Here is a 21,324-nt window from a genome sequence, read left to right as displayed (position 1 = left end):
CTGAGGCGTTTGGCCGTCCCGGAGCGGAAAACGTTCGAAGGTGGATCACGGGCGGGCCCGTGGCGAATGCGGTCACACGCCGCCCGGCAAGGTTAACGTGATAGCCGCATTCTATTGCAAGTCGTATGCCTGATATTTTTTAACAGGAGGTTTCGCCGTCCCGCCCGCCCGCGTGCGGGCGCCTGGGCTCAGCTTTCGCCGCGCAGTGCCCGGTAGCGCTGTTCCAGTTCCTGGCGGATCTGCCGGCGCTGGCGGCCCTGGTCGAAGCGGCGTTTTTCCTCGGCGGTAAGCGGCTCCCGCTGCGGCACCGGCACCGGCTGGCGCTGCTCGTCCAGGGCGACCATGGTGAAGAAGCAGCTGTTGGTGTGGCGCACCGAGCGTTCGCGGATGTTCTCGGTGATCACCTTGATGCCGATTTCCATGGAGGTGCGCCCGGTGTAGTTCACCGCAGCGAGGAAGGTCACCAGTTCGCCGACGTGGATCGGCTCGCGGAAGGTCACCTGGTCCACCGAAAGGGTCACCACGTAATGCCCGGCGAAGCGGCTGGCGCAGGCATAGGCCACCTCGTCGAGGTATTTCAGCAGGGTGCCGCCGTGGACATTGCCGGAGAAATTGGCCATGTCGGGGGTCATCAGCACGGTCATCGTCAGCTCGGCGTTACCGGGTTCCATAGGGCGCTCTGTCGCAGGGGATGAGCGCTCACCTTAGCCGAGTCGGCCGCCGCCGCCCATGCCCGTCGGCCGCTCGGGTCTGGGTCAGGGACAGCGTCGGCCCCGCTCGCCCACCCCGGCCATGAAGCGGCGGTGCTCGGCGCGCTTGATCGCCAGGCAGAGCTTGAGGAATTCCGCGCAGAAGGCGTCCCGCGTCCAGCCCGAGTTTCCAGGGCACGCAACGCGGCGAGCCCGGCGCTGGGCAGCGGTTCGCCGGCCTGGGCGCAGCCGTTGCCGTGCACCGCCGCGCCGAGGCCGAGGCGTTCGCGGATGCCCCGGCGCAGGCCGGCGAGGATCGCCGCGCCGGCCAGGTGGTGTCGGCGCCGCAGATGCGGTGCTCGATGTGCCGGCCGCCGGGCACGCGGAACGACCCCCTTCTTCAACCGACGGTTCACCGAGGCCGACCTCTCGCTGCGCCGCAACGACGTCCACGACGACACCTGCCGCGCCCTGCGTCGGCGCTGCCCCGACGGCACGCCGGCGGTGGAGCAGGACCTGCGCTATCGCGACCGCTACCTGGCCAACCCGCCGCACCTGGAAAGCGCCGCGCCTCCGCGCAAGCGCCCGGAGCGCATCCAGATCCGGCCGAGGGATGCAAGGCGTCCGCCCGCCAGGGGCGCGGTGGCCGGCGCGGCGCTGGGAACTGTTTCCATATATTGCCGTTCGTCGGGACGCGCGAGAGCCGGTGGTACCCTGCGGCCAACCCCCGTCCCCGGGCGCCGCGGTCCCTCGCGCCCCGCGGCCGGGCGCATCCATTCCGCGGGAGCATGGCCGGCGTCCGGACACCGGCGCGGTCGGGCCCGCCGCGACGGCAGAAGGAGGCCCGCGCATGCATGCCATCAGCTTCATCCAGGACCTGGCGGTGATCATGCTGGTCGCCGGCGTGGTGACCATCCTCTGCCACCGCCTCAAGCAACCGGTGGTGCTCGGCTACATCGTCGCCGGCTTCATCATCGGTCCGCACACTCCGCCGTTCGGCCTGATCCACGACGAGGACACGATCAAGACCCTGGCCGAGCTGGGGGTGATCTTCCTGATGTTCGGCCTCGGCCTGGAATTCTCCCTGCGCAAGCTGTTCAGCGTCGGCGCCACGGCCTTCCTCGCCGCCTTCATGGAAATCCTCCTGATGGTCTGGCTGGGCTACGAGATCGGGCGTTTCTTCGACTGGACGCACATGGACTCGATCTTCCTCGGCGCGATCCTGGCGATGTCCTCCACCACCATCATCGTCAAGGCGCTGGGCGACCTGAAGATGAAGCACGAGCGCTTCGCCCAGCAGATCTTCGGCGTGCTGATCGTCGAGGACATCCTCGGCATCGGCATCATCGCCCTGCTCTCGGGGATCGCGGTGAGCGGCACGGTGGAACCCGGCGAGGTGTTCGGCACGGTCGGCAAGCTCAGCCTGTTCATGATCGTCGCTTTGGTGGTCGGCATCCTGCTGGTGCCGCGGCTGCTGGCCTACGTGGCGCGCTTCGAGAGCAACGAGATGCTGCTGATCACCGTGCTCGGCCTGTGCTTCGGCTTCTGCCTGCTGGTGGCCAAGCTGCAATACAGCATGGTGCTGGGGGCCTTCCTGGTCGGCGCGATCATGGCCGAGTCGCGGCAACTGCTGCAGATCGAGCGGCTGATCGAGCCGGTGCGCGACCTGTTCAGCGCGATCTTCTTCGTCGCCATCGGGCTGATGATCGACCCGCGCATCCTCCTCGAGCACCCCTGGCCGATCCTGCTGATCAGCGTCGCGGTGATCCTCGGCAAGATGGTCTCCTGTGGCCTGGGCGCGTTCATCGCCGGCAACGACGGGCGCACCTCGCTGCGGGTCGGCATGGGCCTGTCGCAGATCGGCGAGTTCTCCTTCATCATCGCCGCGCTGGGCATGAGCCTGGGGGTGACCAGCGACTTCCTCTATCCCATCGTGGTGGCGGTGTCGGCCATCACCACCCTGACCACGCCCTACCAGATCCGCGCCGCCGACCCCCTCACCCGGCACCTCGGGCGCATCGTGCCGGCCCGCGTGGCACGGGTGTTCGGCCTCTACGGCGAATGGCTGCGCAGCATCCAGCCCCAGGGGCAAAGCGCGTTGCTGGCGGGGATGATCCGCAAGATCCTGCTGCAGATCGGGGTCAACCTGGCCCTGGTGGTGGCGATCTTCCTCGGCAGCGCCTGGTTCGCCGGCACCCTGGCGGTGCGCCTGAGCCCCTGGGTGGAACAGGAGAACCTGCAGAAGGCGCTGATCTGGGGGGCCGCGCTGCTGCTCTCGCTGCCCTTCCTGATCGCCGCCTACCGCAAGCTGAAGGCGCTCTCGATGCTCCTGGCGGAACTGAGCGTGACCCCGGAAAAAGCCGGCCGGCACACCACCCGGGTACGCCGGGTGATCGCCGAGGTGATCCCGCTGCTGTCCCTGGCCGGCATCCTGCTGCTACTGGTGCCGCTGTCGGCGAGCATCCTGCCGACCCTGGAACTGCTGCTGATCATCGGCCTGTTGGCCGCCGGGGTGATCACCCTGTCCTGGCGCTGGTTCATCCGCGTGCACTCGCGGATGCAGATCGCCCTGATGGAAACCCTCGACAAGCCCGAGCCGCCGCCCCACTGAGGCGCGGCCGGGGCGTCTCAGCTCTCCAGCCAGACGTCGCGGGCCCAGTGCCAGACCGAGTCCCAGGTTTCGTCGGTGAGCTCGCCGTCGTCGCCGTCGAACAGCGTGACCTGGCCTTCCAGGTCCACCACGTAGTAGTCGCGGCCGTCCTGGCAGATCGGCAGCAGGTCGCGCGCCACCCCGGCGTCCCAGGCGTTGGCCGCCACATCCGGCAGGTAGGTGTGGGACTGCGGGTCGGTGGCGGTCACCGGCTCCAGCCGGCCGTACACCACGTCGCTGACCTTGAGCAGGAATTCCCGCAATTCGAAGGGCAGGTTGATCAGCAACTGCTCCTCGATCTCCACCAGCACGTCGTCGTCCGGCAGTTCCAGCGGCACCGGTACCGGCTCGTTCAATTCGCGTAACTGTTCGATGACTTCTTCCACGGCGACAGCTCCTGTTTACCCACGCGCGTTATACAGCAGAGGCGGTACCGGGGAAAAACCCCCGCGCCCTCCGCTGTGATCGTCCGCGGGGCGCGCCGCTCCAGCCGGGGCGACGAATGGCAGGCTCGGGGCTGGCGGAGGAAGGGCGCCGGGCGGATGCCCGCGACGGCGGCGAGGGTCGCGCTACGGAGCTAGCGACCGCTCCAGCTATGCGCTTCGTTGGGCCCGACGTCGAACGGCAGGATGGTGTAGCGCACCCCGTTGGCCTGGCAGTCCTCGAGGGTGCCCTCGGCCTCGGCGCGCAGGTGGTAGTAGCTTTCCCGGGCCTTTTCCTGGGGCGTGTCCACCAGGTCGCGGGTCAGGTCGATGTAGGGCGCGGCCAGCAGGCTGTCGGCCTGGCGTGCCTGCCAGGAGCGCGGGTCGCGGCCTTCCCAGGGGATCAGCCGCTTGCCTTCCAGCCAGTGCACCGCCGCGCGCACCCGGCCATCCGGCCAGGCATAGGCGATCAGGCAGAAATGGTTGGTGTGCTGGTTGGCTTTCGCCTCCTGCAGGAGCAGGCGCATTTCCCGGCGCGGGTCGATGAAGCGGCGGTCCTCGCCGGGCGGCAGGTGCCTCGGCTGGCCGGGGAAGATGCTCTGGGCCGGCGCGTCCTGGAAGGGCATGACGAAGGACGTCAGCCCCAGCGGGCCGAGCAGCAGCGCCAGCAGGCAGAGCCGGCCGGACCTGCGCTTGAGGAAGAAGGAACTCAGCATGCGCTTCGCCTCAACGCCGGCCTGCCGGGCGGATGCCGGGAGGGGTGGAGGGAGTGCGGGTCCTGCGGAGGCCGGGCCTCTTCGCCGAGGCGCCTGGAGTGTCGTGCCGTACCTGGCTCATGTCGTCGTCCGTTGATGTCTGGGTCGCCTGGCGAGGCGCCGTGGTGCGCGGCGTCGCCAGGCGGTGGGCCAACCCCGCGACGCGCCGTCTCGGGTGCGCAATAGGTTAACCGATTGAGTTGCTCACAGGTCAAGTGCTGTGGAATCTTCCCGTTCCATGGCTCGACGCCTGCACATCGACCCCCTACCATCGGGGCTGGTTCCCGCGAAGCAGGACAGTCCCCATGTCGATCACCTGGCTCAGCCACCCCCACCGCGAACTCGATACGGCCACGCTCTACGCGATTCTCGCCCTGCGCGCGCAAGTCTTCGTGGTGGAGCAGAAATGCCCTTACCTGGATGTGGACGGCGAGGACCTGCAGGGAGACACCTGCCATTTGTCCGCCTGGGAAGACGGCCAGCTGCTCGCCTACCTGCGCCTGCTGGACCCCGCGCGCCACGACGGCGAGGTGATCTTCGGCCGCGTGGTGACCGCGCCGCAAGCCCGTGGCCGCGGCCTGGGTCACGGCCTGATGGCCCATGCCCTGGAGGTCGCCGCGCAACGCTGGCCGGGACAACCCCTCTATCTGTCGGCCCAGGCGCACCTGCAGGAATATTACGGCCGCTACGGTTTCGCTGCCGTGACCGGCGTCTACCTGGAAGACGATATCCCTCACATCGGCATGCGCCGGGACTGAACCCGGCGACGGATTTCCCGGCCGCACGGACGCCCGACCCCCGGAGACCCCCCCATGACAGCCCTCGACGCCTATTCGCGGCGGATCGGCTACGCCGGCCCGCGCACACCGACCCTGGCCACCCTGGGCGCCTTGCAGGCGGCCCACGCCCAGTCCATCGCCTTCGAGAACCTCACCCCGCTGCTCGGCCAGGAGGTGCGCCTGGACCCGGCCGCGTTGCTCGACAAGCTGGTGCACGGCCAGCGCGGCGGCTACTGCTACGAGCACAACCTGCTGTTCCTGCGGATGCTCCACGCCTGCGGTTTCCAGGCCCGTGGCCTGGCCGGCCGGGTGCGCTGGAACCTGGCCGAGGACGCGCCGCCGACGCCGCGGACCCACATGCTGGTGCTGGTGCAGCTGGAAGAGGGCGCCTACATTGCTGATGTCGGTTTCGGCGGCCTCACGCCCACCGGGCCCCTGCGCCTGCAGATCGGCCTCGAGCAGGAGACCCCCCACGAACCGTTCCGCCTGCTGGCGGCGGGCGAGGACTTCGTCCTCCAGGGGTTTTCCGCCGGCGAATGGAAGACCCTCTACCGCTTCGACCTGAGCGAACAGGTGCAGGCGGACTACGAACTGGCGAGTTGGTACCTGGCCCATTGCCCCACCTCCCTGTTCGTCGACAACCTGATCGCCGCCCGGCCCCTGCCGGGGGTGCGGCATACCCTGCTCAATGGCCGCTACAGCGTGCAGCCGCTGGGCGGCGAAAAACGCACCCGCATGCTGGACAGCGTCGAGGCGCTGCTGGAAGTGCTGGAAGGCCCCTTCGGCCTGCGGGTGCGCGACCTGCCGGGCGTTGAGGCGCGGCTGGCGGCGCTGCTCGAGCGGCCGGCCTGAACCGGCGGCGGACACGAAAAACCCGGGCATGCCCGGGTTCTCGCTGTAATCGCCGCGGTCAGGCGTTCTGCCGGATCCCGGCGACCCGCCAGGGCTGGTTGTCGCCATGGGCGCGTTCCATCCGCCAGCTTTCGCTGAACGGCTCGCCCTGGTCGAAGCGGCTGTTCTTCGACACGCCGTTGAAGGTCAGGGTGGCCACGGTCTTGTCGGCCAGCTCGTCGAGGCCGTCCAGTTGCACCTGCAGGTTCTCGATGTAGGTGGACTGGAAGCCGTCGCCCAGGCTGGCGCGCTCTTCCTTGAGGAACGAGAGCATCTGCGGGGTGACGTACTCGGCGATCTTGTCCATCTCCGCCGCGTCCCAGTGTTGCTGCAGGGTCATGAAGTGCTCGCGGCCGGCTTCGACGAAGCGTTGCTCGTCGAACCAGGCCGGGGCGACGATCGCCGGGCGCGAAGCCGGCGCGGCGCCGCTGCCGAACACCGGCGGCTGGATGTCCGGCATCTGCCGCTGCAGCGGACCGGCCATCGCCGGTTGCCCCTGCTGCTGGCGCTTGCGCGCGGCGAGGAAGCGGAACAGCAGGAAGGCGAGGACGCCGAAGATCAGGATGTCGAAGAATTGCAGGCCCTGGAAACCGCCGCCCATGAACATGGAGGCGAGCAGGCCGCCGGCGGCGAGGCCGGCCAGCGGGCCGAGCCAGCGCGAGGCGCCGCCGGCGGCCGGGGTGCGGCCCGGGGCGTTGGGCGTGGCGGCCGGGGTGTTGGGTTGGGCCTGGCGGGTCTGGTGGGTCGGCGCGGAGCCGAAGGACTTGCCGCCGCCCATGCGCTTGGCATTGGCGTCGAGGCTCAGCGTCAGGGCGACGCAGAAGGCCAGGGCGATACTGAGGAAACGCTGCATCTTAGGCATCTCACGGTTATGAGTTCACGCGCGCCATGCTGCCCATTCGGGCCGGGCTTGGCCAGCCATAGAATGTTTCCGGATTTTTGCCCCCGGCCCCACGGCCGGTAACGAGCGCGGCCCGCACGGCCGCGGAGGACCGGGCGGGGACGGGCTGGCCTCAGAGCGGTTGCAGCTTGGCGTAGGCCAGCATCAGCCATTTGCTGCCTTCGCTCTCGAACTTCACCTGGACCCGCGCCTGGGCGCCGCCGCCCTCGAAGTTGAGGATCACCCCTTCGCCGAACAGCGCGTGCTGCACGCGCTGGCCGAGGTTGAAGCCGGTGTCGGGCACCTCGGCGCCGGCGAACATCGAGCCGCCGCCGCGGGTGAGGTTGCCCATCGGCCGGCTGACGCTGTTGGACAGGCGCACCTCCTGCATCAGCCCGGGCGGGATCTCGCGGATGAAGCGCGACACCTTGTTGTAGGTCTCGCTGCCGTACAGCCGGCGGGTCTCGGCGTAGGTCACCACCAGGCGGCGCATGGCGCGGGTGATGCCGACGTAGGCCAGGCGGCGTTCCTCTTCCAGGCGGCCCGGCTCCTCCAGGCTCATCTTGTGCGGGAACAGCCCTTCTTCCATGCCCACCAGGAATACCAGGGGGAATTCCAGGCCCTTGGCGCTGTGCAGGGTCATCAGTTGCACGCTGTCCTCGTGGGCGTCGGCCTGGGTGTCGCCGGCTTCCAAGGAGGCGTGGGAGAGGAAGGCCTGCAAGGGCGTGAGCCCCTCGTCGTCGTCGCCGCTCTCGAAGGCGCGGGCGGCGCTGACCAGTTCCTCCAGGTTTTCCACCCGGGCCTGGCCCTTCTCGCCCTTTTCTTCCTTGTGGTAGGTGATCAGCCCGGACTGCTCGATGACCGTCTGGGTCATGGTGTGCAGCGGCATGTCCTCGACCTTCAGCGCCAGGGTGTCGATCAGCTCGACGAAGGCATTCAGCGCGCTGGCCGCCCGCCCCGACACCCGCTTGGCGCCGACCGCCTGGTGCAGCGCGGCCCACATCGAGGTCTGCTGCTGGCGCGCCAGGGCGCGCAGGGTTTCCACGGTCTTCTCGCCGATGCCGCGGGCCGGGACGTTGATCACCCGTTCCAGGGCGGCGTCGTTGTCGCGGCCGTCGAGCAGGCGCAGGTAGGCCATGGCGTTCTTGATCTCGGCGCGCTCGAAAAAGCGCTGGCCGCCGTAGATCCGATAGGGGATGCGCTCGCGCAGCAGGCCTTCCTCGAGGACCCGCGACTGGGCGTTGGAGCGGTAGAGGATGGCGATCTCGCTGCGCGACAGGCCGTCCTTGAGGGCGCGCTCGATGTTCTCCACCACGTAGCGCGCCTCGTCGTGCTCGTTGAAGGCGGCGTACAGGCCGATCGGCTCGCCGTCCTCGCCCTCGGTCCACAGCTCCTTGCCCAGGCGCCCCTGGTTATTCGCGATCAGCGCGTTGGCCGCCTTGAGGATGCCGGCGGTGGAGCGGTAGTTCTGCTCCAGGCGGATCAACTGGGTGTCGGGGAAATCCGCCGAATACTGGTGGATGTTCTCGATCTTCGCCCCGCGCCAGCCGTAGATCGACTGGTCGTCGTCACCCACTACCATCAGGCTGTCGCCGCCCTGGGCGAGCAGCCGCAGCCAGGCGTACTGCACGGCGTTGGTGTCCTGGAACTCGTCCACCAGGATATGGCGGAAGCGCCGCTGGTAATGCGCCAGCAGGCCGGCGTTGTCGCGCCAGAGGTCCAGGGCGCGCAGCAGCAGCTCGGAGAAGTCGATCACCCCGGCGCGCGCGCAGGCCTCTTCGTAGGCCTGGTAGACCTTGAGCATGGTCACCAGGAACAGGTCGCCGCCGGTCTGGATGTGCTGCGGGCGCAGCCCTTCGTCCTTCTTGCCGTTGATGAACCACTGCGCCTGGCGTGCCGGCCAGCGCTGCTCGTCGAGGCCCAGCTCGCGGATCACCCGCTTGACCAGGCGCTGCTGATCGTCGCTGTCGAGAATCTGGAAGTTCTGGTTCAGCTTGGCTTCCTGCCAGTGGGCGCGCAGCAGGCGGTGGGCCAGGCCGTGGAAGGTCCCGACCCACATGCCCTGGGGGCTGATGCCCATCAACTGTTCGATGCGGTGGCGCATCTCGGCGGCGGCCTTGTTGGTGAAGGTCACCGACAGCACCGAATGCAGCGAGGCGCGTTCCACCTGCATCAGCCAGGCGATGCGGTGCACCAGCACGCGGGTTTTGCCGGAGCCGGCGCCGGCGAGAACCAACTGACGGCCGAGCGGGGCGGTCACGGCCTGGCGCTGGGCATCGTTGAGGGAGTTGAGCAGGGGGGAGAGGTCGTCTGTGAGCATCGCGGCATTCTAGGGGGCGGGGCGGGTGCCGGCAAACCGGATGGCACCGGCGGCGCGCGGCCGCCGTCAGCGGCCAAGCGAGGAGGGGCGCAACGGGCTTTCGGTCATTTGTATAGTCATTAGAGGGCGTAACGGTTGACTCTGCCCGGATAACTGCCTATTTGTATGTACAAATAAGAACGAGACTGCCCCATGACCCGCCCCCTCAGCTGGATCAACCTGCGCGTCGCCACCTTGGACCACGCCGTCCCCGCACCTTACGGGCTGCTGGAGTCGATGGCCGTGGACGTGGTGGACGGCCGCATCCGGCGCCTGTGCCCCATGGCCGACTGGCGCGCGCCCGCGGACGCCGAGGTGATCGACGCCGGGGGCCGCTGCCTGACGCCCGGCCTGATCGACTGCCATACCCACCTGGTCTGGGGCGGCGACCGCGCCCAGGAGTTCGAGCAGCGCCTGCGCGGTGTCAGCTATGCGCAGATCGCCGCGGCCGGCGGCGGAATCCGCGCCACCGTCGCCGCCACACGCGCCGCCGCCGAACCCACCCTCTACGCCGCCGCCCTGCCGCGGCTGCGCGCGCTGCTCGCCGAAGGCGTCACCTGCGTAGAAATCAAGTCCGGCTATGGCCTCGACGTCGAGCACGAGCTCAAGCAACTGCGCGTCGCCCGCGCCCTCGGCGAGCGCCTGCCGGTGCGGGTGCGCACCACCCTGCTGGCGGCCCACGCGGTGCCGCCGGAGTTCGCCGGCGACCCGGACGGCTACATCGACCGGGTCTGCGCCGAAATCCTCCCGGCCGCCGCCGAGGCCGGCCTGGCCGACGCGGTGGATCTGTTCTGCGAGCGCGTCGGCTTCGACCTGGCTCAGTCGCGGCGGGTCCTGCAGCGCGCCCGCGAACTCGGCCTGCCGCGCAAGGCCCACGTCGAGCAGCTCTCGCACATGGGCGGCGCGCGGCTGGCCGCGGAGTTCGGCGCGCTGTCCGCCGACCACGTGGAATACCTGGAGGCCGAGGACGTCGCCGCCCTGGCCGCCGCCGGCACCGTGGCGGTGCTGCTGCCGGGCGCCTTCCTGTTCCTCAACGAAACGCGCAAGCCGCCGGTCGGTGCGCTGCGCGAGGCCGGTGTGGCGATGGCGGTGGCCAGCGACCTCAATCCCGGCACCTCGCCCTTCGCCTCGCTGCGGTTGATGGCCAACCTGGCCTGCACCCAGTTCGGCCTGACCCCGGAGGAAGCCTTCGCCGGCATCACCCGCGAGGCCGCCCGCGCCCTCGGCCTGGCGGATTGCGGGACGATCCGCGCCGGCCTGCGCGCCGACTTCGCCCTGTGGGACGTGGAGCACCCCGCGCAACTGGTCTACGAACCGCTGACTCCGCGGCTGTGGCAGCGGGTACTGGGCGGGGTGCCGGTATGAGCCCGGACATGAGCGTCTGGCAGGGCCGCATCGATGCCGCCGAGGGCGAGCGGGCGCTGCGCTGGCACCAGTGCGTGCGTGCCCACGCTCCCGCGGCCCAGCCCGGCGTGGCCTTGCTGGGGTTCGCCTGCGACGAAGGGGTGCGACGCAACCAGGGGCGCATCGGCGCCGCCGCCGGCCCGCGCGTCCTGCGCCAGGCCCTGGCCAATCTGGCCTGGCACGGCCGCCGCGCGGTCTATGACGCCGGCGACGTGTCGTGCCCGGGGGAGGATCTGGAAGCCGCCCAGGCGGAACTGGCCGCGCGGGTCGCCGGCTTGCTCGACGAGGGCCACCTGCCGCTGTTGCTGGGCGGCGGCCACGAGACCGCCTGGGGCAGTTTCCAGGGACTGGTCCGGGGCCGCCCGCAGGCGCGCATCGGCGTGCTCAACCTGGATGCGCATTTCGACCTGCGCCACGCCGAGCGGCCCAGCTCCGGCACGCCCTTCGCGCAGATCGCCGACTGGCAGCACGCCCGGGGGCAAGCCTTCCGCTACCTCTGCCTGGGCATCGCCGAACCCGCCAACAGCGCCGCGCTGTTCGATCGGGCCGAGGCCCTCGGCGCCGGCTGGTGCCTCGACGAGGACATCGACGCCGCGCGCCTGCCGGCGCTGCTGGAACGGGTCGAGGCTTTCTGCGCCGGGGTCGACGCCGTGCAACTGTCCATCGACCTCGACGTGCTGCCCGCCGCAGTGATGCCGGCGGTCAGCGCACCGGCCGCCCGCGGCGTGGCCCTGGAGCATCTGGAGGCGATCCTCGACCGGGTCAAGGCCAGCGGCCGCCTGGCCCTGGCCGAAGTGGTCGAGTTCAACCCGCGTTTCGACATCGACAACCAGGGTGCGCGCAGCGCTGCCCGCCTGCTGTGGCGCCTCGCGCGCTGACCGGAGATCCCATGGACCACGCCCACCACCCCGCCGCGCGCAGCCTGCGCGCGCCCCACGGCACCACCCTGCACTGCAAGAGCTGGCTGACCGAGGCCGCCTACCGCCTGTTGCAGAACAACCTCGACCCGGCGGTGGCCGAGCACCCGGAGGAACTGGTGGTGTATGGCGGCATCGGCCGCGCCGCCCGCGACTGGGCCTGCCTGGAGACCATCCTCGAGACCCTGACCCGGCTGGAGGACGACCAGACCCTGCTGATCCAGTCCGGCAAGCCGGTGGGGGTGTTCCAGACCCACGCCGACGCGCCGCGGGTGTTGCTCGCCAACTCCAACCTGGTGCCCCATTGGGCGACCTGGGAGCACTTCCACGAACTGGATCGCAAGGGCCTGATGATGTACGGCCAGATGACCGCCGGCAGCTGGATCTACATCGGCTCCCAGGGCATCGTCCAGGGCACCTACGAGACCTTCTTCGCGGTGGCCGACCGGCATTTCGGCGGCGACCCCAAGGGCCGCTGGATTCTCACCGGCGGCCTCGGCGGCATGGGCGGCGCGCAGCCGCTGGCGGCGACCCTCGCCGGTTTCTGCATGCTCGCGGTGGAGTGCGACGAGTCGCGGATCGACTTCCGCCTGCGCACCCGCTACCTGGACCACAAGGCCGCCGACCTCGACGAGGCGCTGGCGCTGATCCGCGCCGCCATGGCCGAGGGCCGGGCGATTTCCGTCGGCCTGCTGGGCAACGCCGCCGACGTCTACCCGGCGCTGGTGGCGCGTGAGGTGATCCCCGATTGCGTCACCGACCAGACCTCCGCCCACGATCCGCTCAACGGCTACCTGCCCCAGGGCTGGGACCTGCCGCGCTGGCGCGAGCAGCGCAGCGCCGACCCGCAGGCGGTGGTGGCCGCGGCGAAACGCTCGATGGCCGTACAGGTGCGCGCCATGCTGGCGTTCCAGGCGCGCGGCGCGGCGGTGCTCGACTACGGCAACAACATTCGCCAGGTGGCCCTGGAGGAAGGCGTGGCCAACGCCTTCGACTTCCCCGGCTTCGTCCCGGCCTACATCCGTCCGCTGTTCTGCGAGGGCATCGGGCCCTTCCGCTGGGTGGCGCTGTCCGGCGATCCCGAGGACATCTACCGCACCGACGCCAAGGTCAAGGAGCTGATCCCCGACGACCCGCACCTGCACAACTGGCTGGACATGGCCCGCGAGCGGATCGCCTTCCAGGGCCTGCCGGCGCGGATCTGCTGGGTCGGCCTGAAGGACCGCGCGCGCCTCGGCCTGGCGTTCAACGAGATGGTCGCCCGCGGCGAGTTGAAGGCGCCCATCGTGATCGGCCGCGACCACCTCGACTCCGGCTCGGTGGCCAGCCCCAACCGCGAGACCGAGGCGATGCGCGACGGCTCCGACGCGGTGTCCGACTGGCCGCTGCTCAACGCCCTGCTGAGCACCGCCGGCGGCGCCACCTGGGTGTCGCTGCACCACGGCGGCGGCGTCGGCATGGGCTTTTCCCAGCACGCCGGGATGGTCATCGTCGCCGATGGCAGCGAAGCCGCCGCCCGACGCCTGGCGCGGGTATTGCGCAATGACCCGGCGAGTGGCGTGATGCGCCATGCCGATGCCGGCTACGACAGCGCGCGACGCTGCGCCCGTGAACAAGGCCTGGACCTGCCCATGCTCGCCAAGGAGTGCTGAGATGTACCGACTGAACCTGCGCCCCGGCCATCTCGGCCTCGCCGACCTGCGCCGGGTGGCCCGCGAGCCGGTGCGCCTGCGCCTCGCCGACGAGGCCCACGCGGTGATCGCCGCCTCGGCCGCCACCGTCACCGAGCTGCTCGGCCAGGGCCGGGTGATCTACGGCATCAACACCGGTTTCGGCCTGCTGGCCAACACCCGCATCGACACCGCCGACCTGGAGACCCTGCAACGCTCCATCGTGCTGTCCCATGCCGCCGGCATCGGCGCGCCGATGGACGAGGCGACGGTGCGCCTGATGATGGTGCTGAAGATCAACTCCCTGGCCCGCGGCTATTCCGGCATCCGCCAGGTCGTGCTTGACGCGCTGATCCGCCTGCTGGAGACCGAGGTCTATCCCTGCGTACCGGTAAAGGGCTCGGTGGGCGCCAGCGGCGACCTCGCGCCCCTGGCGCACATGAGCGCGGTGCTGCTCGGCGAAGGCGAGGTGCTGCACCAGGGCCGTCGCCTGCCGGCCGCCGAAGGCCTGGCGATCGCCGGCCTGCGCCCGCTGACCTTGGCACCCAAGGAGGGCCTGGCGCTGCTCAACGGCACCCAGGCCAGCGCGGCCTTCGCCTTGCGCGGCCTGTTCGGCGCCGAGGACCTGTTCGCCGCGGCGCTGGTCTCGGGCTCGCTGGCAGTGGAGGCGGCCAAGGGCAGCCGGCGGCCCTTCGACGCACGCATCCACGCGGTGCGCGGCCAGCCGGGGCAGATCGAGGTGGCGGCGGTCTACCGGCAACTGCTCGACCGCAGCGAGATCGAGGACAGCCACAGCGATTGCGCCAAGGTCCAGGACCCCTATTCGCTGCGCTGCCAGCCCCAGGTGATGGGCGCCTGCCTCGACCAGCTGCGCCATGCCGCGCGGGTGCTGGAAATCGAGGCCAACGCGGTGTCGGACAACCCGCTGGTATTCCCCGAGGACGGCGAAATCCTCTCCGGCGGCAATTTCCACGCCGAACCGGTGGCCTTCGCCGCCGACAACCTGGCCCTGGCCATCGCCGAGATCGGCGCGCTGTCGGAACGGCGCATGGCGTTGCTGATCGACTCCAGCCTGAGCGGCCTGCCGCCTTTCCTGGTGAAGAACGGCGGGGTCAATTCTGGCTTCATGATCGCCCAAGTCACCGCCGCCGCCCTGGCCAGCGAGAACAAGAGCCTGGCCCATCCGGCCTCGGTGGACAGCCTGCCCACCTCGGCGAACCAGGAGGACCACGTGTCGATGGCTGCCTTCGCCGGCCGACGCTTGCTGGACATGTGCGAGAACACCTCGGGGATTCTCGCCGTGGAACTGCTTGCCGCCGCCCAGGGCGTGGAGTTCCGCCGCCCGCTGCGCAGTTCGGCGCGGCTGGAGGAGGCCATCGGGCGCCTGCGCGAGGAGGTCGCCTTCTACGAGCAGGACCGCTATTTCGCCCCGGACATCGCCGCCGCCCAGCGGCTGATCGTCGACGGCCGCTACAACGACTTCGTGCCCGCCGGGCTGTTGCCGAGCTTCGCCGACTGAGTCGCGCCGCGCGTCCGTCGCGGGCGGGCGCCGCCGTCGGGTGGCGTCACAGGGCGAAGGGCAGCGGGATCTCCACCCGTTGCCGTTGGGCCAGGCGGCGCAGGAACTCGTCCGGGTCGTGGATCAGCACGTCCTGGCCGGCGAAGGCGTCGGCGGCGATCTGCCGCGACAGCCAGAAGCGCACGCAGGCGATGCGCAGCAGCGCCGGCCACAGCTCCGCCTCGGCGGCGCCGAACGGCCGGCGCGCGGCGTAGGCGCCGAGCAGCGCGTGGGCATGGGCCGGCTCCAGGCGGCCGTCGGCGGCGGAGCACCAATCGTTCAGGCAGATCGCCAGGTCGTAGAGCATCGGCCCCGAGCAGGCGTTGTAGAAGTCGATCAACCCGGCCAGGTGCGCGCCGTCGAACAGCACGTTGTCGCGGAACAGGTCGGCGTGCAGGTTGGCCCGCGGCAGGCCGCGGACCCGCTCGCCGAGGGCGGCGATTTCCGCCAGGGCCGCCTCCAGCAGGGGCCGCGTCGTCGCGTCCAGGCGCGCCGCCCGGGCCGGCCCTTCGGCGAGCATCCAGTCCAGGCCGCGGTCGCTCGGGCGTTCGAGGATCTGCCCGCGGGTGGCCAGGTGCAGGCGCGCCAGCAGGTCGCCGACCTCCGCGCAATGGTGGGCATTGGGCGCATGCACATGCCGCCCCGGCAGGCGCGGCTGCAGCAGCGCCGGCTTGCCGGCCAGCTCGCGCAGGGCCTCGCCGGCGTCGCTGCGCAGAGCGTAGGGCACCGGCAGGCCGGCCGCGTGGAGCACGTCGAGCAGCTCGATGAAGAACGGCAGGTCGCCGCTGGGGCCACGTTCCACCAGGGTCAGGACGAATTCGCCGCGCTCCAGGCTGACGAAGAAATTACTGTTCTCGGAACCCTCGGCGATGCCCTGGAAATGCACCAGGCGGCCCAGCCCGTAGGGGGCGAGGAAAGCTTCCAGGGGTTCGCGTTCGAGGGGGGTGAAGACCGACATAAGCGTCCTTAACGGCGCGGCCCGGCGGCGGCGCTTACCAGCTGAAGATTTCCCACTGCGGGATGAGCATGTCCGGGTTGTCCGAACGGATGAAGTTGCTGTCGCCGTCGGCGCGCACCAGGAAGTACGGCTTGCCGTGCTTCGGGGTGATCTTCACCGCGTAGAGGAAGCCGTTGACCCGGTATTCCTGGATGGTCTTGTCGCCGTCCTGACGGATGGTCACGTCGGGTTCGGCGCTGACCGGATCGTCCGCGGCGAGCGCCGCGAGGGGGGCGAATGCCAGCAGGGCGGCCAGGCCCCAGCGATTGAGCGTACCCATGGTAACCTTGTCCCTTTCTCGTCGATGGTCCGGCCATTCTAGCGAGGCCCCGGCGAAATTGCCCTTTCGCCGGGAGCCGACGCATCGCGCGAACCGCGCCCAGGCCGAGACGGTCGCATTCACTGTCGCCGGGAATCCGCGTCCCGGCCCCGGAAAAGGTTGATGCCGCGCATGTCCCAAGCCCCTCTCGTCCTGGTGGACGGCTCCTCGTACCTGTACCGCGCCTTCCACGCCCTGCCGCCGCTGATGACCTCCCACGGCAAGCCGACCGGCGCGGTGAAGGGCGTGCTGAACATGCTGCTCAGCCTGCGCAAGCAATACCCGGACAGCCTCTTCGCGGTGGTCTTCGACGCCAAGGGCCCGACCTTCCGCGACACGCTGTTCGCCGAGTACAAGGCCCAGCGCCCGCCGATGCCCGACGACCTGCGCGGCCAGGTGGAGCCGCTGCACGCCTGCATCCGCGCCCTCGGCCTGCCGCTGCTGAACGTCGACGGGGTGGAGGCGGACGACGTCATCGGCACCCTCGCGCGGACCTGCGCCGCCGCCCAGCGGCCGGTGGTGATCTCCACCGGCGACAAGGACATGGCGCAGCTGGTCTGCCCCTACGTCACCCTGGTCAACACCATGAGCGGCAGCGTGCTGGACGTGGAAGGGGTGCGCACCAAGTTCGGCGTCGGTCCCGAGCTGATCATCGATTTTCTCGCCCTGATGGGCGACAAGATCGACAACATCCCCGGCGTGCCGGGCATCGGCGAGAAGACCGCCGCCGGCCTGCTCAACGGCATCGGCGGCGGCCTCGACGTGCTCTACGCGAACCTGGACAAGGTGGCCACGCTGCCCATCCGCGGCGCCAAATCCCTCGCCGTCAAGCTCGACGAGCACCGCGAGCAGGCCTACCTCTCCTATCAGTTGGCGACCATCAAGCTGGACGTGCCGCTGGACATTCCCTTCGAGGAACTGACGGTCGGCGAGCCCCACGTCGAGGCGCTGATGAGCCTGTACCGCGAGTTGGAATTCAAGTCCTGGCTCGACGACCTGCTGCGCGACGCCAAGGCCGCCGGCGCGCCCCTGCCGCTGAGCGAGGACGAGGCGGTCACCCAGATCGACACCGACTACGCCACCATTCTGGAACAGGCCGAGTTCGACGCCTGGCTGGCGCGCCTGCAAGCCGCCGAGCGCTTCGCCTTCGACACCGAGACCACCAGCATCGACGCCCAGCAGGCGGAGCTGGTCGGGCTGTCCTTCGCCGTCGAGGAGGGCCAGGCCGCCTACGTGCCCCTGGCCCACAGCTACATGGGCGCGCCCGCGCAGCTGTCCCTGGACGCGGTGCTAGCGGCGCTGAAGCCGCTGCTGGAGGACCCGGCCAAGCTGAAGATCATGCAGCACGGCAAGTACGACCTGAACGTGCTGACCCGCTACGGCATCGAGATTCGCGGGATCGCCTTCGACACCATGCTCGAATCCTACGTGCTCGACGCCACCGCCACGCGCCACGACATGGACAGCCTGGCGCTGAAATACCTCGGCCACAGCACCATTCGCTTCGAGGACATCGCCGGCAAGGGCGTCAAGCAGCTCACCTTCGACCAGATCGCCATCGAGCAGGCCGGGCCCTACGCCGCCGAGGACGCCGACGTCACGCTGCGCCTGCACCATGCGCTCTATCCCAAGCTGGAGGCCTTGCCGGCCCTGGCCGAGGTGTTCCGCGGCATCGAGATGCCGCTGGTCCCTGCGCTGGCGCGGATCGAGCGCAACGGCGCGCTGGTGGACAAGGACCTGCTCGGCGTGCAGAGCCGCGAGCTGGGCGAGAAGATGATCGCCCTGGAGCAGGAGGCCTACGCGGTGGCCGGCCAGGAATTCAACCTGGGGTCGCCCAAGCAGCTCGGCGAAATCCTGTTCGTCAAGCTGGGCTTGCCGGTGGTGTCGAAGACCGCGTCCGGGCAGCCGTCCACCGCCGAGGCGGTGTTGCAGGAGCTGGCCGACCAGGATTACGCGCTGCCCAAGGTACTGATGCAGTACCGCTCGCTGAGCAAGCTGAAGAGCACTTACACCGACAAGCTGCCGCAGCAGATCAACCCGCGTACCGGGCGCATCCATACCTCCTATCACCAGGCGGTGACCGCCACCGGGCGGCTGTCTTCCTCCGACCCGAACCTGCAGAACATCCCGATCCGCACCGCCGAGGGGCGGCGTATCCGCCAGGCGTTCGTCGCGCCGGCCGGCTACAAGCTGCTGGCCGCCGACTATTCGCAGATCGAGCTGCGCATCATGGCCCACCTGGCCCAGGACGAAGGCTTGCTGCACGCCTTCCGCAACGACCTGGACGTGCACCGCGCCACCGCCGCCGAGGTGATGGGCGTCGGCCTGGACGAGGTGTCCAACGAACAGCGCCGGCGCGCCAAGGCGATCAACTTCGGCCTGATCTACGGCATGAGCGCGTTCGGCCTGGCCAAGCAGATCGACGTCGCCCGTGGCGAGGCCCAGGCCTACATTGACCGTTATTTCATGCGCTATCCGGGGGTGCTGGCCTACATGGAGCGCACCCGCGCCCAGGTGGTGGAGCAGGGTTACGTGGAAACCCTGTTCGGCCGCCGCCTGTACCTGCCGGACATCCATTCGAAGAACCAGGGCATCCGCCGGGCGGCGGAGCGCGCCGCGATCAACGCGCCCATGCAGGGCACCGCGGCGGACATCATGAAGCGCGCCATGGTGGCGGTGGACGGCTGGCTGGAGGCGTCCGGCCTGGACGCGCGGGTGATCCTGCAAGTACACGACGAACTGGTGCTGGAAGTCCGCGAGGACCTGGTCGAGCAGGTCCGCGACCAGGTCCGGCCGCTGATGAGCGCCGCCGCCGAGCTCGACGTGCCGCTGCTGGTGGAAGCGGGTGTCGGCGACAACTGGGACGAGGCGCATTGATCGAGGGAGCGCCGCTGGCGAAGAGCGTTCGGGGGAGAATTGAACCTTTCCCTGAGCCTTCGGTCAGAAAACGGGAATGGCTGGTGAAGCCCTTCGATGCTCCTTTTGCTGTGTTTTAGTGTTGGCAGATATCTGAACCCCGCCCTAGCGGTTCAGTCTTGAACCCCGAACTTCCCCCTCCCCATACGAAGCTCGGGGTTTTTTTTGCCCGCGGAAAAGTACCCGCGGGCTCGCCTTCAGGCGTTCTCGGCGGACGCGTCCTGCTCGGCCTCGTCGCCCAGCAGCCCCAGCCAGTGGGCGAGTAGCTCGTGGGCTTCCTCGATGCCCTGGCGCTTGGGCGCGGAGAACAATTGGATGCTGACATCCTCGCCCCAGGTCTTGCGGATGTCCTGGCGCACCTTCAGCAACGCGTTCTTCGCCGCGCCGAAGGCCAGCTTGTCGGCCTTGGTCAGCAGGATATGCAGGGGCATGCCGCTGCTGACGGACCAGTCCAGCATCAGCCGATCGAAATCGGTGAGCGGGTGGCGGATGTCCATCATCAGGATCAGCCCGGCCAGGCTACGCCGGCTGCTCAGGTAGGCTTCCAGATGGTGCTGCCAATGCTGCTTGAGGGGAATCGGCACCTTGGCATAGCCGTAGCCGGGCAAGTCGACCAGCCGGCGATCCTCGTCCAGCTCGAAGAAGTTCAGCAGTTGGGTGCGCCCGGGGGTCTTCGAGGTTCGTGCCAGGCTGGCGTGGGTCAGGGTATTCAGCGCGCTGGACTTGCCGGCGTTGGAGCGGCCGGCGAACGCGACTTCCAGGCCTTCGTCCGGCGGGCATTGATCGACCTTGGCGGCACTGATGAGAAAGCGGGCCTGCTGGCACAGACCGAGGAGCGGATTCTTGATTGACATGAGGTGTCCACGGGTGCGACTCGGTGTCGCAGAGGGCGGTTTCGTTTCCGTTTGAGCGGCGCCAGTATATAATGCCGCAGATTTAGTGTGCGCTTTATGCTCAGGATCGGGTGCGTCACGGAAGCGAAATAGACAGGCCGCGCGTTCAGAAAGCGGTAGGCTTCCACCCGACGGGATCGAACATGAAGAGAATGCTGCTCGCGGCGAGTTGTGCGGCGCTGGCTAACGGCGTGGCGGCTGCGCAGGATCCCGAAGCGGTTTTCCACCGGGCCTGCGGCGCCTGCCATGACGGACAGTTGCCGACTGCGCCGAGAAAAGGCGACGAAGCCGCCTGGAGCGCGCGGATGCCCAAGGGACTCGATGCCCTGGTGCTGAGCGTGACCAATGGCCTCGCTGCGATGCCGCCGCGTGGAATGTGCACGGACTGCACTGCCGAGGATTACCAAGCAGTCATCCGCTGGATGGCGAAATAAGGTGCCCGGTACTAACTCTATTCACCCTTAGCCGTAGTTGGATTAGCTGATGAACAAATTACTCGTGAGTCTGCTGTTGAGCCTGGGCATTTCCGGTCTGGGTATCGCCGGCTCGGCGAACGCCGCGGACGGCGCCATCGTCGGCGATGCCGCCGCCGGTCAGGGCAAGGCCGCCGTGTGCGGCGCCTGCCATGGCCCGGACGGCAACAGCCCGGCGCCGAACTTCCCGAAACTGGCGGGCCAGGGTCCGCGCTACCTGCTCAAGCAGCTCAAGGACATCAAGGCCGGCAACGCGCCGACCGCCAAGCCGGGCGAAGGTCGCAAGGTACTGGAGATGACCGGCCTGCTGGATAACCTCAGCGATCAAGACCTGGCGGACATCGTCGCCTATTTCTCCAGCCAGAAGATGGGCGTCGGCGCGGCCGATCCCAAGCTGGTGAAGCACGGCGAGGAACTGTTCCGCGGCGGCAAGCTGGCGCAGGGCATGCCCGCCTGCACCGGGTGCCACTCGCCCAACGGCGCAGGCAACGCAGCCGCCGGCTTCCCGCAGTTGGGCGGTCAGCACGCGACCTACGTGGCCAAGCAATTGACCGATTTCCGCGAGGGCAATCGGGTCAACGACGGCGACTCCATGGTCATGCGCACCATCGCGTCGAAGCTGAGCAACAAGGATATCGAGGCGGTCTCCAGCTACATCCAGGGCCTGCACTGAGTCCGGGCCGTAGAGGTTCGCAACAAAAAGGGTGGCTTCGGCCACCCTTTTTCATTAAGGGCCCCGCTACAATCCAGGG

The 21,324-nt window shown here is 69.2% G+C and carries 18 protein-coding genes and 2 pseudogenes; 11 read left to right on the top strand and 9 right to left on the bottom strand.

Annotation, left to right across the window (positions count from 1 at the left end; translation table 11 throughout):
• Positions 1 to 188 precede the first annotated feature (188 nt).
• Both OGL92_RS18500 and OGL92_RS18495 read right to left on the bottom strand, forming a co-directional pair.
• A complete protein-coding gene (locus OGL92_RS18500; RefSeq protein ID WP_263146396.1) occupies positions 189 to 671 on the bottom strand; it encodes an acyl-CoA thioesterase in 483 nt (160 codons plus the stop codon).
• Positions 672 to 755: 84 nt separating this feature from the next.
• Positions 756 to 1,080: pseudogene (locus tag OGL92_RS18495) on the bottom strand (glutamine synthetase); the annotation flags it as partial.
• Positions 1,081 to 1,082: 2 nt separating this feature from the next.
• On the opposite strand from OGL92_RS18495, the pseudogene OGL92_RS18490 reads away from it, so the two are divergent.
• A pseudogene (locus OGL92_RS18490) lies at positions 1,083 to 1,274 on the top strand (GntR family transcriptional regulator); the annotation flags it as partial.
• 265 nt (positions 1,275 to 1,539) lie between these two features.
• Positions 1,540 to 3,300: a cation:proton antiporter gene (locus OGL92_RS18485; RefSeq protein WP_263146394.1), complete on the top strand. Its 1,761-nt coding sequence runs from the start codon at positions 1,540 to 1,542 to the stop codon at positions 3,298 to 3,300.
• A 17-nt stretch (positions 3,301 to 3,317) separates the two neighbouring features.
• Here OGL92_RS18485 and OGL92_RS18480 read toward each other — a convergent pair whose 3' ends face one another.
• Both OGL92_RS18480 and OGL92_RS18475 read right to left on the bottom strand, forming a co-directional pair.
• Positions 3,318 to 3,725 (bottom strand): SMI1/KNR4 family protein, encoded by a 408-nt coding sequence (locus OGL92_RS18480; RefSeq protein WP_263146390.1) that lies wholly within the window; start codon positions 3,723 to 3,725, stop codon positions 3,318 to 3,320.
• 191 nt (positions 3,726 to 3,916) lie between these two features.
• Positions 3,917 to 4,477 (bottom strand): hypothetical protein, encoded by a 561-nt coding sequence (locus OGL92_RS18475; protein ID WP_263146388.1) that lies wholly within the window; start codon positions 4,475 to 4,477, stop codon positions 3,917 to 3,919.
• Positions 4,478 to 4,821: 344 nt separating this feature from the next.
• Between OGL92_RS18475 and OGL92_RS18470 the strand changes: the two genes are divergently transcribed.
• Together OGL92_RS18470 and OGL92_RS18465 are read left to right on the top strand one after the other, a co-directional pair.
• Positions 4,822 to 5,274 carry a GNAT family N-acetyltransferase gene (locus OGL92_RS18470; RefSeq protein WP_263146386.1) on the top strand — a complete coding sequence of 151 codons (453 nt, stop codon included), beginning with the start codon at positions 4,822 to 4,824 and terminating at the stop codon, positions 5,272 to 5,274.
• Positions 5,275 to 5,328: 54 nt separating this feature from the next.
• Entirely contained in the window at positions 5,329 to 6,147 is an 819-nt protein-coding gene (locus OGL92_RS18465) for an arylamine N-acetyltransferase (RefSeq protein ID WP_263146384.1), read from the top strand.
• A gap of 58 nt (positions 6,148 to 6,205) precedes the next feature.
• Here the strand turns inward: OGL92_RS18465 and OGL92_RS18460 are convergent, their stop codons facing one another.
• Complete coding sequence (locus tag OGL92_RS18460; protein ID WP_263146382.1) at positions 6,206 to 7,039, bottom strand: TIM44-like domain-containing protein; 834 nt, start codon at positions 7,037 to 7,039, stop codon at positions 6,206 to 6,208.
• Positions 7,040 to 7,199: 160 nt separating this feature from the next.
• Positions 7,200 to 9,386, bottom strand: coding sequence for a DNA helicase II (gene uvrD, locus OGL92_RS18455; protein ID WP_263146380.1), 2,187 nt, complete (start codon positions 9,384 to 9,386; stop codon positions 7,200 to 7,202).
• A gap of 192 nt (positions 9,387 to 9,578) precedes the next feature.
• On the opposite strand from uvrD, the gene hutI reads away from it, so the two are divergent.
• From hutI to hutH, 4 genes are read left to right on the top strand one after another with little or no spacing between them, the layout of a single operon-like run.
• The gene (gene hutI / locus OGL92_RS18450) at positions 9,579 to 10,790 is read left to right on the top strand and encodes an imidazolonepropionase (protein ID WP_263146378.1); all 1,212 of its coding nucleotides are present in this window, start codon (positions 9,579 to 9,581) and stop codon (positions 10,788 to 10,790) included.
• An 8-nt stretch (positions 10,791 to 10,798) separates the two neighbouring features.
• Positions 10,799 to 11,707, top strand: a complete 909-nt coding sequence (gene hutG / locus OGL92_RS18445; RefSeq protein WP_346659502.1) for a formimidoylglutamase — start codon at positions 10,799 to 10,801, stop codon at positions 11,705 to 11,707.
• Between the two features lie 11 nt (positions 11,708 to 11,718).
• On the top strand, positions 11,719 to 13,398 hold the full coding sequence (gene hutU, locus OGL92_RS18440; RefSeq protein ID WP_263146374.1) for a urocanate hydratase: 1,680 nt from the start codon (positions 11,719 to 11,721) through the stop codon (positions 13,396 to 13,398).
• Between the two features lies 1 nt (position 13,399).
• Positions 13,400 to 14,935: a histidine ammonia-lyase gene (gene hutH, locus OGL92_RS18435; RefSeq protein WP_263146371.1), complete on the top strand. Its 1,536-nt coding sequence runs from the start codon at positions 13,400 to 13,402 to the stop codon at positions 14,933 to 14,935.
• A 46-nt stretch (positions 14,936 to 14,981) separates the two neighbouring features.
• Here the strand turns inward: hutH and OGL92_RS18430 are convergent, their stop codons facing one another.
• Together OGL92_RS18430 and OGL92_RS18425 are read right to left on the bottom strand one after the other, a co-directional pair.
• Positions 14,982 to 15,932 (bottom strand): homoserine kinase, encoded by a 951-nt coding sequence (locus tag OGL92_RS18430; RefSeq protein WP_263146368.1) that lies wholly within the window; start codon positions 15,930 to 15,932, stop codon positions 14,982 to 14,984.
• 34 nt (positions 15,933 to 15,966) lie between these two features.
• Positions 15,967 to 16,251 (bottom strand): DUF2782 domain-containing protein, encoded by a 285-nt coding sequence (locus OGL92_RS18425; protein WP_263146365.1) that lies wholly within the window; start codon positions 16,249 to 16,251, stop codon positions 15,967 to 15,969.
• Positions 16,252 to 16,422: 171 nt separating this feature from the next.
• Between OGL92_RS18425 and polA the strand changes: the two genes are divergently transcribed.
• The gene (polA, locus tag OGL92_RS18420) at positions 16,423 to 19,167 is read left to right on the top strand and encodes a DNA polymerase I (protein ID WP_263146362.1); all 2,745 of its coding nucleotides are present in this window, start codon (positions 16,423 to 16,425) and stop codon (positions 19,165 to 19,167) included.
• 236 nt (positions 19,168 to 19,403) lie between these two features.
• On the opposite strand, the gene yihA is transcribed toward polA, so the two are convergent.
• Entirely contained in the window at positions 19,404 to 20,060 is a 657-nt protein-coding gene (gene yihA, locus OGL92_RS18415; RefSeq protein ID WP_263146361.1) for a ribosome biogenesis GTP-binding protein YihA/YsxC, read from the bottom strand.
• Positions 20,061 to 20,242: 182 nt separating this feature from the next.
• Here yihA and OGL92_RS18410 point away from each other — a divergent pair, with 182 nt between their 5' ends.
• Both OGL92_RS18410 and OGL92_RS18405 read left to right on the top strand, forming a co-directional pair.
• Entirely contained in the window at positions 20,243 to 20,533 is a 291-nt protein-coding gene (locus OGL92_RS18410) for a c-type cytochrome (protein ID WP_263146360.1), read from the top strand.
• Between the two features lie 49 nt (positions 20,534 to 20,582).
• Positions 20,583 to 21,245, top strand: a complete 663-nt coding sequence (locus tag OGL92_RS18405; RefSeq protein ID WP_263146358.1) for a cytochrome c4 — start codon at positions 20,583 to 20,585, stop codon at positions 21,243 to 21,245.
• The last annotated feature ends 79 nt before the right edge of the window (positions 21,246 to 21,324 follow it).

This window comes from Pseudomonas sp. RIT-PI-AD (assembly GCF_025642785.1).
Taxonomy (GTDB): domain Bacteria; phylum Pseudomonadota; class Gammaproteobacteria; order Pseudomonadales; family Pseudomonadaceae; genus Pseudomonas_T.
This window is presented reverse-complemented; position numbering and strand designations above follow the sequence as displayed.